Here is a 17,004-nt window from a genome sequence, read left to right as displayed (position 1 = left end):
AACGCACCTTTTAACCTCTGATTTGTCATAATCCTGACACCATACTATTATGAATAAATTATCTCATGCAAAACAATTTCTTCTGCCCGATTGTGGATATTATTGCACCGCCGCACCCATTCCATTTGACGGGTACACTTTAATTCCTCGGTTACGCCCTCGGCAATTTTCATCTGCTCCATGATGGTGTCTAACCGTTCCTGTGCCTGTTCGTTCAGGTCTGAAAGATATGTCCATAACTCCCCAGTCAAGGTCAATGTGTTCAATCGGGCTGGATGGATTTCCCTTAAATATTCCCGGTGCAGCCGTCCATACTTTCCAATGGGGCGGTGTTCTTCCGGCAGTTTCAGGTCTGGGATGTAGTAATCTCCAACAAAGATATAATCAATTCCGTTTTCCGTTATTCTTGGTTTCAATTCGCTCATGTTTTAATCTCCTCATTCTGGCTCATTTTTTTGCAAGTCTGGCTCTCCAGAAATATTGGTAAATCTTTGGTAAATTTGAGACTGAAGCACAAAAAACGCTTAAAAACGGGGCTTATGAGACGATTTGAGACTTTTCATCATGCCCGGTAAATCCTGCCGTGGCAGATGAATAATACTTTTATCATTGTTTTATTTCTCCTTGATTTTCCCCGGAATGCCCTGTTTTGCAAGGGATTCCGGGGATTTGTAGAATGTGTGTTTGGGATGGCATCTTGGCAAAATAGGGCAAGATGGAGCAAGTTGTTGCGGGCTGTTAGTAGTAAAATTAGTAGTAAAACGAGGTAGGCTTACTACTAAGGATTTTAAATACACATATCAAACTCTGTAATGGTCTTAACAAATTCTTGTAACTCTGTTAGCGTTGAAAATTCTCTAAATGACTTTTCTTCACTTCTTGGTTGTTGCTGAAGAATCGCATCAAACAAGGCTTCCAAACTCACTCTAGGATTTTTCCACAGCATTGTTTCTTCAAATTTATTACAATACAGAAACATTTTTACATCATAAAATTCAGACCATTTTTTTCTCTGCTCACCTTCATTTTTTGCCAAATTTATAATTGTAAATGGAGCAATATCTTTCATCTGGCTTAAATGATTGGCTGATTTCATCAATTCCACCGCTTCAACATCCGTAACAGGAGCACCATAACCATATACTGTAATCCCCGCCGCCCTAGACAACACAGATTTCGCCAAATTCCATTCATTAACAATTATCGGCTTGCTATTATAGTCTTTCTTTCCTATAGGATATAGCAATGGCATTTGCTCAAGTTCTTTAAAACATTTCGGACAAAGACAATTTGCATACCCTTTTATTTTGCACTCATAGCACAAACCGACTCCAGCATTACCATGCGGAAATATTAACTCAGGTAAATTCCCAACACATATATTTCTTTTATATGCTTGCATCAAAAATGGATCCCAGTTAAATGATATTATTGCATCTTTTTCAGTCAACGACAAAATCAAATAATCATATAATGTTGGTTCATCTGGAATCTGCAATTTGCTAAAATAATCGCACACTTCATATTCTAATTTTTTCTGTAAATCTCTATACTCAGTTTTTCCATTTATATCAGAAAATAATTTTTCAAAATCCTCCATCTGTTCATCCGAAAAATTATATTTTTTCAATTCATCCGTAAGGCCAAGAATGTTGTGTATATTTTTTAATAATGGAACTTTCTTTCCATTTTTATCTATCTCACAAGCAGCAATAGATGCACCTGCACCTACAATGACCACATGCGGATCTATCAAACGCTTTCCTACATGATTCGGTAATCTATATGGTAAAATATCTTGAAGTGACATTTGATAACCTCCTATCTGCAGCCATTATAAATGAGCTAACTAATGCTGCTTAATTTCCCAACATATTAGCCTTTGAATATAATGTTTTAATGGTTTCCATAACTTCATCTGAACTGAGGATTTTCTTCAATGCATCTTTAAATTCATCTATATTTTTACATTCATACTGCGGGCAAAAAAAATCCATATCCTCAGAGAAAGATTTCCCTACTGAAATCGCAACTGGATAATTCTGTTCAAAATTAGAATACATAATTAGCACTGTCTTACTATAGTCATCCAATGCCGGAACTATTACATTAAATATTGTTGCTGCACCATATTCAACTTCATGATTTGTCACTTTCATATAAATAGGTTTTCCATAAAGCACAAATCCCGTTTTATCTCCTAATGCAGATATCTGCTCTTTTAAGATTGTTTCTGGAAAGTCGCTAGTATTTTTTTCCAAATCTTTTACATTTTTAAATCCCCATAAATCTATAGCCATATTTTCATCCTCCTATAATTTCAAATTTTATTGGCAAATGATCAGAATATTTTTCTTTATCAATTGTTGTATTGGGAACAAAGTTGTGATTCTCTGTCTTTTCTATTATTTCAAAGTAGTCCCAGTTAAACTTATCAATATAACATGGTCTTAATAATACTGAATCAAATGAATACCAGTATATTGCATGGTCATCTTTGTCTCCTGAATTATAGTAAGAACCTTGAACTAATTTATTTGCACCCATTAAAGCCCAGATAGGATTAAAATAAAGATATGTTGTTCTCCCATCAATTTTTCTAGTTTTCTTAGCCGCATGACTAGCTGACATTGTTGCATTAAAACCATAACCGCTACATATTCCAGCCTCATATGGTTGCATATTAAAATCCCCTACTATAATTGTCCGTTTTTCATTATTTTCAAAAAATTCTTGTTCATATTTATTCAATTCCCTAGCTATGTCATTCGCACGGTTATATTGTGCCTCATTAGATTTTGTCTTTTTACTCAAAAGATGAACAACTACTAATAGACAATCAACTTTATCATATTTTTTTATCTTATAAATGGAATAATGCCCATCTTCTTTATATGGAATAATCTTAATTTCTTTCTTTGCCAACACTCTAATATCATTTTGCGGGCTAATCTGAATATCGTTCCATTCATTACCACTTAATTTGAGATGATTCAATATTGCAGTTATATCCAAATTTTCAGCTTCAGCCAAAGAAACTATATCTAATTGATTTTCCTTTATCATATCAATTAGTGGACTAATTAGATTTTTATTATATATGTTCCAAAATAGAATTTTGATTATTCTCACCTCTTTTTCATATAAACTTCCAATTATATTATACCAATAGATTATTTCTTTTTCCATAGAAAAAACGCCCCAGCCAAGCCGGAGCATTATCTATCTTCTATATCAAATTACCTTAAACATCTTCTGCGACATCGGTTTCTCCTTCTTCTGTTCAACCTCCGCCTGTGCCTTTCCGAAGTCTTCCATTCGCTTCAGTTCTTCCTCAGCATCGTCAAATCCGATATGTGTATAAATGGGGTATAGATAAAGATGCAGAATATTGGGATGTGTCTACCAATATTCTTGGAAGTTTTACTTTCGCTGTAAAAGAGATGAGAGATGATTTAGAAAAACTGTACCGTGACACTCTTGTTGTCCTTATGTTCAAAAAATGTCTGGAACAGCTTGATGTTTCTGCAGAACTTGCACAGATCACATGGACAAATAAATTTGCAGATTTTAATTCATTTCCTATGCAGAAACATCTCGGTAAAATATCTGCTTACCTGAATGAAATGAGTGGAGTAACCATGAAGCTCGGATTAGATGAGAATGGAGAATTGAAGGTCATGCCGGATTTTCACTCTGTATTCGATGCTGCCCGATTCGCCCTGTCGCAATATGTATCTATCCCTACGGATTATCCGATTGCTTATGCGGACCGGGTTGGTGTTGCCACCTGTGAGTGCTGTGGCCGCCTATTCATCAAGAACGGAAACCGTCAGAAATACTGTGACAATCCAGAATGTAAAAAGGAACGAAACCGCAGAAAATCCCGCACAGCTTATCACAGAAAAATACAGGAAGAAAATGACAACCTCTGGGCGTGACCACGGCTGTTTTCACACTGGGGCAAGATGTGGCAAGTAATATAGGTTATTTTCTATATAGGCTCTATAAGAATAAGCTAAATCATCTGCCACAAGTTGCCCCAACTGATTTTTCATAGAAAAAGGGCATTGGTCCGCACCGACACCCCAGTGTGATTTTATCCTTATTTCTCATAACGAAATGCTGAATTTCCAGTCAGATTTCTAAGCAAAATCTTCCTTGCTGTCTTATATTCATTTCCGATAAAGCCAAGCCTGAGCAAAAAACATCGGAAAGCATATTTGTCATTGTCTGTTTCGGTCGGCTTTGATGATACTCTTTTTGCATCTTTTGCCATATCACACAGTCCTGTGATAAATTGCGTGTATGCTGCTATCTCGTCACCATCTTCCGTATATGGAAACCATGCAAAGTTAATTTTCTCCTCTGTGATTTCAACCTCGGTGCTGTCCGTCTGAAATGCCTTTTGGAAAAGCGTCTGCTTATTTGTTATGATCTTCTGTAGATTTTCCAATGCCGTATCCGTAAGGCATGCTCTCGGAACTGCTATTGTGAGCTTGTCCTGCTGCATTGGGACTTCTTCAGTAAATTCCGCATCATCCTGAAAACCACACTCTCGTAATTGCCGAATTAAGTGTTCTACCATTTCTACCGCTACTCCCTCTGGGATGTGCAGCACGCCCTCTTTGTCCAGTCGGTATCCTGCAATATCGTATGCACAGCTTGGCACCCGCTCATAATTCGGTGCTGTTCCAAGTATTTTGCCAATCTTCTGTGCCAGCTTCGGTCTTTGCTTTGGTTTCAGTGTAAATCTGATTCCATTTTTCATAATATGTACCTGCCTTTCTTTTTCGGTAGTACATATATCACTCTGACGGCACAGAATAGCAGTAAACGCTCCATAGCAAGTACCTGTTCCTCCACTCCTTTTTCTGCCATAATAGTCTCACACTATACAGAGTCAAAAAAGTTAAGTACTCAACTTTTTTGACCGCCTATGGAGGTCTAGCTATGAGCAGTCAAACAAGTTTAGTTGCTGAACAGGTTCGGTTGCAGCAATGGGCGGCACAGATCCAGGATTGTAAAAACCGCCCTGCAGATATGAAAGTAGAAACCTGGTGCAGTGAGCATGGCATCACAAAAGCGAATTATTATTATCGTCTGAAAAGAGTCCGCAAAGCATGTTTGGAGGTCTACAATCCAGAACCGGCGTTTGTGGAACTTCCTCAGCCGACAGAGAAAGCTCTGCCCCAGGAAGACAGCAGCTTAAAACCGACAGCTATTTTGCGAAATTCCAGAGGATTGGCACTTGAAATTTATAATCCTGTCTCTAAAGATATGCTTCAGTGTATCCTGGAGGTTCTGTCTAATGCTGAATGACGCCACAGGTCTGAAAAAGATCTATCTTGCAGCTGGTTATACCGATCTGCGGAGAGGAATGGATGGTCTCGCAACGATCATCCGGTTCCGGTTTCAGCTCGATCCGTATGATAAAAATACGCTCTTTCTTTTCTGCGGGAAGAAGACGGACCGGATCAAGGGACTCTTATGGGAAGGGGATGGGTTCCTACTTCTTTACAAGAGACTGAGCAACGGTGCCTTCAACTGGCCACGTTCCGTAGAAGAGGCGTTGGAAATATCCCCGGAACAGTATACGATGCTGATGCAAGGGCTTGAAATTCTCCCCAAACATCCGATCAGGCCAAATGATCCGCCTAAAAGATTGATGTAACATTTGTGCATTATGGAGAAAAAATTTCCATATTTCACAGAAGAAAAAAGAATCTCTTCCGTTTCATAAAGCTTATCCACAGAATTCAGTCCGCAGGAATCAAACCACACGGTTTCGGGCAGAAAAATCGTTCTGAATCTGTGGATAGCAGTACAGAACATCTGGAATCCTGAAAAGCTATCCCAGGTGCTCTGTACTGTTATCCACCGTCATTATGCCGAAAGGAAAACAGGCGCCAAGTGGCAGAAAACGTACAGATCTGGTACAATGGACTCATTGAGAAAAGGAGTTCCTGCCATGACGATGAAGTTCACAGAAGAACAGTTAAACAGCTTTGATAAATCTATGCTGATCCAGTTATTTTTGAATCAACAGGAACAGTTAGGAAAGGTCAGTGCCGACCTGCATTCCCTGGATACGAAGATGCAGGCAATGATGGAACAGCTGATCCTGGCTAATAAGAACCGGTTTGGACGTTCCTCTGAAAAAATGGAGGATGCCCAGCAGCTCCGTTTTGCTGAAGTGGATGGAACCATTGTGTTTTTTAATGAAGCCGAAGCTGTCTGTGATCTGGAGGCACCGGAACCAGAGACTCTGGAGCCGGCACCGGAACGCAGAAAAAAAGCAACCGGTAAGAAAGCACAGGATATGTCCGGGCTTCCTACAAATCGGATCGACCACTACATGACCGAAGAAGAATTAACAGCAGAATTCGGTGAAAACGGCTGGAAACAGCTTCCAGATGCTATTACACGCAGATATCGTTTCATTCCGGCAAAAGTCGAGGTGGATGAGCACCATGTTGGTGTATATGCCAGCAAAACAGACGGGCACATGATAAAAGCAAAGCATCCCAAAAGCCTGCTTCATGGAAGCCCCGTATCCGCTTCGCTCGCTGCTGCGGTCATGAATGGAAAATACGTAAACGCGGTCCCTCTTTATCGCCTTGAACAGGAATTCCTTCGATATGGCCTTGCCATAACCAGGCAGAACATGGCGAACTGGATGATCCGGCTGGGAGAAGAATATCTCGCCGTTTTGTATGATCACCTTCATTCGCTACTTTACAGCTATCATGTCATCCAGGCTGATGAGACACCGGTATTGGTAAAACGGGATGGTCGCAGTGCCGGTTCCAAGAGTTATATGTGGGTGTACCGTTCTGACCACATGTATCCGGAAAAACAGATCATCCTTTATGAGTATCAGCGGACAAGAAATGCCTCTCATCCCCGGGAATTCCTAAAGAATTATTCCGGCATTTGCGTGACGGATGGCTATCAGGTCTACCATACACTGGAAAAAGAGCATGAAGACCTGACGATAGCCGGGTGCTGGGTCCATGCCCGCAGGCGCTTTGATGAAGCGCTTGCAGTAGTACCGAAAGAACGCCAAAAAGAATCCGCATCCTATCTGATCTTAAAGCAGATCCAGACGATCTACAGAAAAGAAGGAAAGCTAAAGGAGCTCTCATCGGAAGAACGGCTTTCCCAGCGTCAGGTGGCTATAAAGCCACTGGTAGACGCTTTGTTCGTGTACCTAAAGCAGCATGAAAGCGAGGTCGGAACAGAAAAGCTGAAGGATGCTTTCAGTTACGCTCTAAATCAGGAAAAATATCTCCGGGTTTTCCTGACAGATGGGGATGTCCCTATGGATAATAACGCCTCTGAGCGCGCGATCCGCGGATTCTGTGTTGGAAAGAAGAACTGGCAGATGATCGATACGATCAATGGTGCGAAAGCATCCGCGATTATTTACAGCATCGCAGAGACGGCAAAAGCGAATAACCTAAAACCATACGAATACTTTGAACACCTTCTGACAGGGATCCCCAAGCGCATGGATGACAGCGACCGGTCATTCTTAGATGACCTGCTTCCATGGTCGAAAAAGTTGCCGGACGTTGTCAGAAAACCGAAAAAGCAATGAAGTAGAGCCGCGGAAGCGGCTTTTAGCTTATAGGGTACTTGGTATGGAGCGTTTACGAATAGCAAGGTATTTCTGATTATATTTCTGCAAAAAAATACGCATAAAAACTGTGTTTTTTCTATTGTTTTACACACGGTTTTTATGCGTATTTCGGTACTATCCGGCAAAACAAAATCGGCTAAAGAAGCGGTATTCTATGGGAATTTTCATATAATATGGATTCTGTGGGTATCCCCCTGTTTAATTCTGCGAAAATTCGCACGTAGGGGACCATCGGTCTTCAGGCAGAAATACTGTAGAGATTTGGATACCCCACTATTTTTTAAAATATTCCTCACATTCTTCTTGGCTTAAATAACTGACAAATTTTATTTACAGTTGTTCCAATCAAACTATATTATTCTTGTATACTGGATGCGATATTAGATTCTTTTATTCTATTTCCATCTCCAATATTTACGCTATTGTCGTTAAATATTATTACTTGTAATTGCTTAACTATTTCTATTCTCTCATCTTTAGATTTTGAGTCTATATCTATGTCTAAATCATCTAATACTCCAAACTCTTTTTCCAAAAGAATCAAAGCATCAAGTAATCTATTTTCTATGGTAGATAAAATATTATGAATACATTGACTTGAGATTTCAACCATTGCCGATGTAATCATCATATATGGATCTTTATTATAGTGTACTATTACTGGAAAAAAATCTGCATTAATCTGTTTTCCTAATTGTATACTTGATGAATCACATTTTTCCACAAGTTGTCTTAATGCTTCTACTCCCTCTCGAAAACTAACATTTAGCAAAGAATCCTGTAAATCTTCCGGCATCTTTCCTAATGGAATTGAAACATGATTCCATGTCATATGTGATGCCATTGAACCTTTAAAATATGACCCCATAAGACTTCCACGTACTATTCTATATGTAGGTATCTTTGCATCCTTAGGATATCCTGTTATCTCATTATTAATCCAAGTATTTAATTCAACATTATCAAACCCAGTTAATAACACCTTTGTTCTTTTAAGTGCTATAAGCGTATCCACAGTCCCGTTTGCAAGTTCCTTGATAATTTTACTTTTTGGCATTAAAACACCCCCTCTATCAAATTTACAATTCTATCCCAGAATGAAAATAATAATACAATCCCCGCCACTAAAGAAATCAGGAATCCACATATTACAGGATGCTTTTCATAAAATGATTTCTTAACAGATTGATCATCATTAATCTCAAGTCTTTCCGCAATATTAGCATTTTTAATTTTATTATTATCACCAATGTTAATCGACATATCACATTCTCCTATTTATAATTAATGAACACAAATCTGCTCAGATGCAATTCTATTAAAGCTATGTATCAAATGCACTTTTTGTATTTTTATATGTTTATTAATATATTCCAATAATTCCGTCCCATCCAAATACATGTACATCTGCGGTGCAACAAATCCCGGAACGGCATGTCTTAAATCATCAAGTGAAATCTCTGTGGTTTCTTGAAATTCATCAATTTCCATAGCGTATCGATATGATTCTTGATATTTTTCAATACGTGCAACAGCATCTTTATCATTTTTAAACTCTTCTCTCCAGTCAGATAATAGATGTCGCTTACCTAAATATACTATACCTGTAACTGCCTTAACGGGCGAACTAACATACATATATGCCATGATTGGCTCATCCGGGAAATTTCTTCTATGTTCAAATATTTTCTTCCCAGACTTTATTTTCTCGTATACCTCCGGCTTGAAGCTTAAAAGCATTTTTCTCATTTACGCTACCGCCTTAATTCCACTTACATTCTATATTAAGAACTTCTATTGGCATACTAATAAACTGAACATCAAACTTAAGACTTGGTTCAACTTTTGTACTTGCATTGTGAATTCTGAAACTAAGCTGCCAACCATTATCGAGATACATTTCTACTGTATTATCACTGTTAGGCTTAAATTCAAGTGCTACAAGTCTTGTAGGTAATTTCACAATAGGTACTGTGATTGCAGATACCTTGTTCTTTGCAGGCTTATTCAACGTATCGTGCATATTAAATGTATGAATCATTGTAAGTCTCTTGCTATCCTTACTCACAACTTTATAATAATCTTCAATTCCAATTAAATATTCAATCATTTTTCTTGGCATTGTATTGTCTTTCTCATTTGCTCGATTCACTTCATCAATAAAAGCCTGCAACAATGGGATATACACATTCTGACTCTTGTTCCCAATTTCAGACCACTTTGTGCCATTATCTTTTTCCTGTTTTAAAAAGTTAAATATTGGTTCAACTGCATTCCAATATTCATCAGAACAAGGCATATCAAACCATTCATTTCCAAAATCTAATTTATAGCTTAATCTGCTATGCTTAACCGCATCATGATTGTGCTTAATACTTAAGCCAATCTCCCATTCAATATCTTTTCTCTTTATTACAATATCTCTAACATCACCTTTTATGCCTTGACCATCCTTTTGGAATTCAAGAGTAAGCTCATCATTATCCATTTCAGCCATTCTTGGCTCAAGTTCTAATACTGTATTAACTGCAGCTCCAGCAGATATCATAAATGTTTCTTGCATATCTTCATCCATTAAAGACCATGCTTTTTCATTTGCTATCAAACTTGAATTTTCAACAATTCTTGTTTTCCTTAACTCAGCTATTGCCTTATATAAAGTTTGAATCCATGCATATTCATATGCTCTACCCTGATCATTACTCTTTGTACTCACTTTTTTCTCATTAACCTCCTTAGCATCAATAGCATCTCTATCAATTTCAACAGCCGTACCCTTTCCCTCAAGATACAATTTTATTGCTGTAGCAATCTCATATGCTAAATTCACTGGAACAGCATTACCAATCATTTTATATGCAGTATTTGTATCATTGTATATAAATTTAAAATCATCCGGAAATCCCTGTACTCTTGCAACTTCACGAATTGTCATTCTTCTGTAAAGATGTTCTTTTCCTTCTACAAATCTACAATCGTTAGTTCCAACTTTTACCATCTTAGGAGCCTGTGGATGTAACTGACATTGACGTCCAGATGCCTGAACTGTAAACGCTTGTTCATCCCAGCCTTTAACACGATTACGACTCATAAATATAGGTGAATAAGCACCTGTGAAATATTCGTTATTATTTATCGCTTTTGGATTATGTCGATTCTTTTCTCCTGAAGGAACTGCCATATCCTGCAAATCCCAAATTATATCACGTAAGGTAATCTTCTTAGAATCATCTTTAGTGGACCCCTTCGGAAAACCAAAGTCTATATTCAAATCTTTTCTAAACCCTATGTAAAATACTCTTTTCCTTTCTTCTGCAACACCATAATCTTTAGCATTAACCAATGTAAAAGAAACATCATATCCTGCCTCATCAAATAATTCTAAAATATTCTGAACCGCAATTGAATGTCTATTTGCAAGCATTCCACTTACATTTTCCGCTAAAAAAAACTTTGGCTGGAATTCTTTTAATATTCTTATATAATCAAAAAACAACTGACCTCTTGCATCCTTAATTCCCTTAAGAGATCCTGCTTCCGACCATGACTGACAAGGCGGTCCCCCTATGATGCCATCCACTTCTCCATCTATATATTGTGCTATATCATCTCTTGTAACCTGTCTGATATCCCCCTCTATTAAATGTGTATTAGGATGATTGACCTTAAACGTTTCCCATATTGTTTTATCAAATTCATTCGCTACAGGTATATTAAATCCAGCTTTCTCAAATCCTAAATCAAGTCCTCCACAACCACTAAACAAGCTAATTACATTCATCGAATTTTGCTCCTTCATTCTCGTTCTTTTTTATTATTTTCGCTGCCTCGATAAGTGCTGTCCTTCGTACAAATTCGCTATACGAAGCATATGCCTCTAATCTAGCTGCCTGCTTGAATTTATCTAATTCTTCTTCGCTCACTCGTATGCTTATTGATATTGATTTTTTCACTATTTGACACCTCCGACTACTCATCATTCTACCTTCTATAGTATGTCATTGTCAATACTTTGTTGCACAAACAGGCGTTCTTTTGTAGCATTTAATACTGGAATATAAAAAGCTCCGGCTAATCCAATTACAGATTAGTCGGAGTAATGTGAAAACTTTTATATATCTGTTTTCTTCAAAGTTTTTAATTCTGCTATATACTGTCTGCCGACTTACTCCAAAAGTATTTGCAACTTTTGTAACCGCTATGCCAATCAGATACAGCAGATACAATCTTTCTTCATCTACGCTCTTTCTGTATTCCTCATTATATTGATACAGTTGCTCCGCTGTTTCGAGTATTTTCCCTTTTCTCTCTTTGCAGTACTCCACAAATTTTCTGTCATTGTAATAGTTCTCCATAATCCAGACTGCTACTACACTTTTGCTAATGGGATTTTCATTTTCATCCACGAACTCGCTAATTGAATCTTTCTTCTGATATAGTAGCTTTATGGATAATTCGTCACAAAACATCTCGTCATATAGAACCCAAACCTTTTCCAATGTTTCCATATTCGCTGCACGTTCCTTCCTGCTCACATTTTTTTCAAAATTTCTAATTACTATGTAATACCATCCATGCCCTTCTGAATGCTGTTTCTTTCCTGCCCACTGCTATTCTTCTACTTTTGCTGTCAGTACAATTTCCTATCAACAGTCCGTTCCACGTTTTTTCTGCTCCTACAATTTATCATATAACAACTGCAATCTTTCCAAAATGATAGCAATGTCAAGACACATATTATTTTCTATGAAAGTAACGGTTCATACTCTCCCACGCTCTCAATACCGTCGTAATTGTAATATCCTCTATAAAAATTCTCTTTATCAAGAATACGCTTCACAAGCATAGCGTTAAAGTCAGCACCTTTTCTGCCCTTGTGTCCTTCCATTTTCATAAACTCTGCTATGCTTTTCAGCGTCATATCTGGAAAACTCTGCTTAATCTCAAATACTCTCCGTACCGCTTTTGCCTCTGTTGCATTTACATATAATTTTTTGTCACCACGCAGACTCTCATAACCAAACGGAGCGCCACCACCTGCATAACCACCGCCCTTGGCTTTCTGCAATCGTCCACGTTTTAATTTCAATGCTATCTCCAACCGCTCATACACATCCAAAAGTTCAAACATCCCATTTACAAAAATTTCGTTTGGATTTTGCGTGTAGATTGAATAATTCGGTCTGTCAATCGCTTTAATATCCACATTGTTCTTTTTGAGTTCTCTGTGTAGCAGAACCTTTACCAAGTCTGACCGCCACGCTCAATGCTCATTTCGTCCTCGTTGGCTTTCGCTCCGCTGATACCCTCGTCCTTGAATATTCCTACCAAGTTGTAACTTTTGGAACTGCAATATTTTTCAATTTCCGCACGTTGCTCCGCTAGGGAATATCCTTGTTTGACCTGTCCCTCTGTTGACACCCTTATGTAGCCATATACATTTTCCATGTAACCGAACCTCCGTTATAAAAATTTATTTTATAACAGCAATTTCATTTCCGGTTATTAAACTGGATAACAACTATTTTATTAACCCCTCTTAAAATAACTAGAAACCATCAACTTTCATAGATACTTTTTTTAATAGCAAAATTTCTTATATGTATATTCCATTTATTCACTACTCCGTCTTTTGGAAAATAAATTACGTTTCTCAACCGTAATCATTGGTTCACCATAGTAATCAATCCTAACTATATCACTTTCTTTAATTCTTATTTCTTCATCATACCCATTTACATATCTGTTTACAATTATCCATTCTCCATGCTTCCTTATACTTCCAGCCTCGGCAAATTGAGCCCTTTCACTCCCCTTTACATAAATATCCGCATATCTATTATCCAAAATGAAAGCCACATCACAATAATTGAGCAAACAGATTATCCAAACCATTAACAATATAATAAATATACCCTCTACTATCCAAGAGTATTTTTTCGAAACATCTGCCAACAAAGAAATTGCATATATTAAGTAAAGTGTAATTACAAGTTTCCTCTTTAGCTTACCATCCTGCCAAAACTCAATTTTACTATTATAACTTTTGCAATTTCTAAAAGTGATTATAGCATTGATTCCTAAATACCAAATTCCACAAATAATATATGAAAAAACCACACCTTTCCAATAACAAAGCATTTTTTTAGCCACAAGTGTAATCAGCAAATTTATCGCCATCATTTTATAAATTTTTATTATAATATCTGGAAAAGTTGGTATTTTTCTACATTTCAGCATCCAATACCCCAATTCTTTATTCTTTTCCTTAAGATCACGCTCGTTTTTTACCCATCCCAACAGAACTATAACTATAGGTATTACCACATAATACATTATCTCACTATCAAATATCTTTAGTAAAATTTCTTTCATCTCTCTAAATTCCTCTTTTCATATACTTATTAAAACAAAATAAGTAAATCATAGGTAAAAACTTAATTACAAAATGTTCAAAAGCCCTATTTTACTACATTCTAACCATTTTATTATAGACTGCCGTGGCAAACCATGAGCACTTTTATTTTTTCTCGCATAGCTTGGTATAACCTCTATTTTCCTTGTATTTACAAGGGTTCTATCTATTTCTCCTTAGAACCCTATCTCGATATATCTTAGCATATTATTTCTTACTCTTAGTAGGTAAAAGCTGTACAAATGGCTGTAAATTTTACCACTCGTACAGCAGCCCTATTTTTTCTCCCAGTGTTATACCGCACTCACTCTTTTTGATGGTGTATAAATAAAGTTGACAGCCTATTCTCAAGGATTTCATAGTATAATCAAGAGAATAAGGAGGTGCCCAACTATGGCACGAAGTCAACGTAAGTACACCATTTGTAAACGCATAAGTTCCGCCGCAAATTATCCAGAAGTACAATCTCTCTCATGATTTGTGCAGGAAGCCATTGCACAATTAACTGCACCTAATGCAAATGAACCTTCTGCTTTTTTAATTTCCGAAACATTACTTTGGAAATTAAAGTCTTATCTAATGATATATTTTGTGCCTTTGCCTTTTCCTTCCACTGCAATCACACCTTTTTGACACATTTCTTTTAGCAGCTTTATTGTCTTTGATTTACCGAAAGGTACATATGGTGCAACTTCGCTGATTGGCTTCAACATCGTCTTGCTTAAAAGTTTATAGATCACGATTTCGTCTTCTGTCAGATCCGCATTTTTTTCAAATATCGGAAGCACAATTTCTATCGCATTTTCTGAAACTTCAAAATCCGGTTTTATCAAACTTTCTGCATACAGTTGTTTTATTCTTGTAATTCCCGTTCCGAATATCTCTACAAATCCCAATCTGTAAAATACATTGGCAAGATTTCTATTTCTTAAAACAGAAAGTTTACCAGACAGATATTCTTCCTCTGTGATTCCAGACGGCAATCCGCCAGGAGAAACTATTTCAATTCGATCATCAAACATCGAAACTCTGATTTGCGAATTCACGTCCCACACTCTATGAATCAGAGCATTGGCGATTGCTTCCCGGAAAGCAGCTTCCGGTACTTTTTCCATCTTCTTTCGATCAGCACCTTGTATTACTTCATATTGGTAATAGTCTCTGAATACATCGATTGCCTTTTCATAAACCTCTAAAACCGATATATTTTCAAAAGTCGATCTCTTTTGAATGATGCTGATATTTTCTCCAAATTTGACAATATCGATTCCCGGAAAATGATTTTTATCTGCCAAAAGCCCTGCTGCATTATTGAATCCATTTACATCGTCATATAAGTTCAATGTCTTCAGTGTGTCCTTATCAAAATTTTCAATCCGGACAGTCTCTTTCAGCTTACGATGTAAAATTTCAAAGGACAGCTCCTGATCTTTGCAAGGCAATTCTTCAAATCGAATATTTTTTCCATCCAATACAAGCCTTGAAAATTCCAGAGTATCTACTTCTATCGTTGCTGTATCATTCCGCTTGTATGCTTTCGATTTATATAGATACGGCTTCTGTAATCCGCTTTTCACAGTAAGCTTTATCGTCTGGTCATTATTCTGTACCTCAAGCGTATAATCCGGCTGCGGTGTAATGCTGTCATTGATTTTATTTTCAATATCCAAGCAGGCTTGTTTTACATCCGGCAAACCTTTTATATTTCCATCATCATCCACTCCAAAAAAGATGGTTCCGCCGTCATAATTTGAAAAAGCACTGACTGTTTTTAAAAAAGTGTTGGTAATCGTTTCCTTGAACTCTAATGTTCTTGTTTCACGCATATCAATCGCCTCCATTTCTGTCTTATATATTATATGCAGAAATGCGCAAAAAAGCAATTGTATTTTTTTACGATTGCTTTTTTGATTACTTTTTGTTGTGTGCTCATAAATAAACTTTCTTTCTATACTGATTGCCCAAAGATTCCTGAATTGGTGAAACAATGTTTTTCCAATTTGAGCATGAGTAAATGCCTTATAGTAAGTGCGTTATCCTCTGCTTTTCCAAATGACTTTCCAATCTTTTGTGTGTATCGGCTAATTAAAAGTATTTATTTACAAAAATGCACAGTTCCCGATAAGCTAAGAACTGTGCATTTCTTTTTTCTTCAATTTTACAATTTCTCTATTTTTCAAACAAGAACTTCTCGATTTCAAATGGCGATAAATAAATCTCTCCACCATCATCAGTTTAATTTTCGTTTAGATTAACGATTTCTTTTTCCTGTATTCTCTGTCCCTCGGATTTCCTCATGATAGAAATAATCTACGATCACCGGATGTCCCTGCGGGACTCTGCCATAAGGCATTTCATTATCCACAAATGGGCACTCATACTTCTTGGCCATTTCCTCAGCTTTTACTTCAAGTGCTTCAAAGTAGCTGCGGTTATGCTTGTTATAGATCTCGTCGTAAAGTGGTACAAGATCAGGATATTTTCCGGCGATATAATCCATAATTGTCTTTTTGAAACCGCCTCGAAGATTGAGATTTTCGAGCCAGAACAGATCGCACTGATCCTTTACCCGCTCAAAGATTGCTTCAAAATCCGTGATACCGGGGAATACCGGGGATACGAAACAGACTGTACGGATACCGGCTTCATATACCTGCTTCATAGCAGAGATACGGCGCTCAATGCTCGAAGCAGAGTCCATATCGTTCTTGAAATTTTCATCTAGTGTGTTGATCGACCATGAAACGGTTACACGTCCAAGCTTCTTCAGCAGATCAATATCCCGTACCACAAGATCCGACTTTGTGCAGATCAGAATATCTGCGTCACTGCCGATCAGCTGCTCCAGAAGTTTTCTGGTATTCCCGAATTGCTCCTCCTGTGGATTGTAGCCATCTGTCACAGAACCGATGACCACCCGCTGTCCGGCATATTTCTTCGGATT

The 17,004-nt window shown here is 37.4% G+C and carries 20 protein-coding genes; 4 read left to right on the top strand and 16 right to left on the bottom strand.

What is annotated here, in order from left to right:
- Nucleotides 1-47: 47 nt before the first annotated feature.
- From DWY89_RS07680 to DWY89_RS07665, 4 genes are all read right to left on the bottom strand, one after another.
- Nucleotides 48-425 (bottom strand): TnpV protein, encoded by a 378-nt coding sequence (locus DWY89_RS07680; RefSeq protein WP_118468464.1) that lies wholly within the window; start codon nt 423-425, stop codon nt 48-50.
- A 362-nt stretch (nt 426-787) separates the two neighbouring features.
- Nucleotides 788-1,810 carry a hypothetical protein gene (locus DWY89_RS07675; RefSeq protein ID WP_118468466.1) on the bottom strand — a complete coding sequence of 341 codons (1,023 nt, stop codon included), beginning with the start codon at nt 1,808-1,810 and terminating at the stop codon, nt 788-790.
- A 49-nt stretch (nt 1,811-1,859) separates the two neighbouring features.
- Nucleotides 1,860-2,300 carry a hypothetical protein gene (locus DWY89_RS07670; RefSeq protein ID WP_118468468.1) on the bottom strand — a complete coding sequence of 147 codons (441 nt, stop codon included), beginning with the start codon at nt 2,298-2,300 and terminating at the stop codon, nt 1,860-1,862.
- A gap of 4 nt (nt 2,301-2,304) precedes the next feature.
- Nucleotides 2,305-3,189 carry an endonuclease/exonuclease/phosphatase family protein gene (locus tag DWY89_RS07665; RefSeq protein WP_147352818.1) on the bottom strand — a complete coding sequence of 295 codons (885 nt, stop codon included), beginning with the start codon at nt 3,187-3,189 and terminating at the stop codon, nt 2,305-2,307.
- Nucleotides 3,190-3,443: 254 nt separating this feature from the next.
- Here DWY89_RS07665 and DWY89_RS07655 point away from each other — a divergent pair, with 254 nt between their 5' ends.
- Nucleotides 3,444-3,941, top strand: a complete 498-nt coding sequence (locus DWY89_RS07655; protein WP_227589495.1) for a hypothetical protein — start codon at nt 3,444-3,446, stop codon at nt 3,939-3,941.
- A gap of 164 nt (nt 3,942-4,105) precedes the next feature.
- Here DWY89_RS07655 and DWY89_RS07650 read toward each other — a convergent pair whose 3' ends face one another.
- Nucleotides 4,106-4,771: a hypothetical protein gene (locus DWY89_RS07650; RefSeq protein ID WP_118468472.1), complete on the bottom strand. Its 666-nt coding sequence runs from the start codon at nt 4,769-4,771 to the stop codon at nt 4,106-4,108.
- A gap of 182 nt (nt 4,772-4,953) precedes the next feature.
- Here DWY89_RS07650 and DWY89_RS07645 point away from each other — a divergent pair, with 182 nt between their 5' ends.
- From DWY89_RS07645 to DWY89_RS07635, 3 genes are all read left to right on the top strand, one after another.
- A complete protein-coding gene (locus DWY89_RS07645; RefSeq protein ID WP_118468474.1) occupies nt 4,954-5,322 on the top strand; it encodes a hypothetical protein in 369 nt (122 codons plus the stop codon).
- Nucleotides 5,312-5,674, top strand: coding sequence for an IS66 family insertion sequence element accessory protein TnpB (tnpB, locus tag DWY89_RS07640; protein WP_118468476.1), 363 nt, complete (start codon nt 5,312-5,314; stop codon nt 5,672-5,674). Before DWY89_RS07645 ends, tnpB begins: the two co-directional genes overlap by 11 nt.
- Nucleotides 5,675-5,971: 297 nt before the next feature.
- A complete protein-coding gene (locus tag DWY89_RS07635) occupies nt 5,972-7,603 on the top strand; it encodes an IS66 family transposase (protein ID WP_118468478.1) in 1,632 nt (543 codons plus the stop codon).
- A 397-nt stretch (nt 7,604-8,000) separates the two neighbouring features.
- Here the strand turns inward: DWY89_RS07635 and DWY89_RS07630 are convergent, their stop codons facing one another.
- From DWY89_RS07630 to DWY89_RS07585, 11 genes are all read right to left on the bottom strand, one after another.
- Nucleotides 8,001-8,702, bottom strand: a complete 702-nt coding sequence (locus DWY89_RS07630) for a hypothetical protein (RefSeq protein ID WP_118468480.1) — start codon at nt 8,700-8,702, stop codon at nt 8,001-8,003.
- Nucleotides 8,702-8,908: a hypothetical protein gene (locus DWY89_RS07625; protein WP_118468482.1), complete on the bottom strand. Its 207-nt coding sequence runs from the start codon at nt 8,906-8,908 to the stop codon at nt 8,702-8,704. Before DWY89_RS07625 ends, DWY89_RS07630 begins: the two co-directional genes overlap by 1 nt.
- 21 nt (nt 8,909-8,929) lie before the next feature.
- Entirely contained in the window at nt 8,930-9,394 is a 465-nt protein-coding gene (locus DWY89_RS07620; protein WP_118468484.1) for a hypothetical protein, read from the bottom strand.
- A 13-nt stretch (nt 9,395-9,407) separates the two neighbouring features.
- Nucleotides 9,408-11,426, bottom strand: coding sequence for a HaeIII family restriction endonuclease (locus DWY89_RS07615; protein WP_118468485.1), 2,019 nt, complete (start codon nt 11,424-11,426; stop codon nt 9,408-9,410).
- Nucleotides 11,413-11,598 (bottom strand): DUF1778 domain-containing protein, encoded by a 186-nt coding sequence (locus DWY89_RS07610; RefSeq protein ID WP_118468590.1) that lies wholly within the window; start codon nt 11,596-11,598, stop codon nt 11,413-11,415. Before DWY89_RS07610 ends, DWY89_RS07615 begins: the two co-directional genes overlap by 14 nt.
- 51 nt (nt 11,599-11,649) lie before the next feature.
- A complete protein-coding gene (locus DWY89_RS07605; RefSeq protein ID WP_118524568.1) occupies nt 11,650-12,153 on the bottom strand; it encodes a helix-turn-helix domain-containing protein in 504 nt (167 codons plus the stop codon).
- Nucleotides 12,154-12,389: 236 nt separating this feature from the next.
- Nucleotides 12,390-12,893, bottom strand: a complete 504-nt coding sequence (locus tag DWY89_RS07600; RefSeq protein WP_207663375.1) for a recombinase family protein — start codon at nt 12,891-12,893, stop codon at nt 12,390-12,392.
- Nucleotides 12,887-13,093, bottom strand: coding sequence for a recombinase family protein (locus DWY89_RS14445; RefSeq protein WP_207663374.1), 207 nt, complete (start codon nt 13,091-13,093; stop codon nt 12,887-12,889). Before DWY89_RS14445 ends, DWY89_RS07600 begins: the two co-directional genes overlap by 7 nt.
- Nucleotides 13,094-13,258: 165 nt before the next feature.
- Nucleotides 13,259-14,020, bottom strand: coding sequence for a hypothetical protein (locus DWY89_RS07595; RefSeq protein ID WP_118468489.1), 762 nt, complete (start codon nt 14,018-14,020; stop codon nt 13,259-13,261).
- 612 nt (nt 14,021-14,632) lie between these two features.
- Nucleotides 14,633-15,886 (bottom strand): ATP-binding protein, encoded by a 1,254-nt coding sequence (locus DWY89_RS07590; RefSeq protein WP_107001346.1) that lies wholly within the window; start codon nt 15,884-15,886, stop codon nt 14,633-14,635.
- A gap of 425 nt (nt 15,887-16,311) precedes the next feature.
- Nucleotides 16,312-17,004: radical SAM mobile pair protein B (locus tag DWY89_RS07585; RefSeq protein WP_118524567.1), on the bottom strand; the 693-nt coding region annotated here is incomplete at its 5' end.

It is taken from the genome of Clostridium sp. AF27-5AA (assembly GCF_003478415.1).
Lineage (GTDB): Bacteria > Bacillota > Clostridia > Lachnospirales > Lachnospiraceae > Otoolea > Otoolea fessa.
The sequence above is the reverse complement of the archived record's forward strand: the minus strand, read 5'-3'. Positions and strand labels throughout refer to the sequence as shown.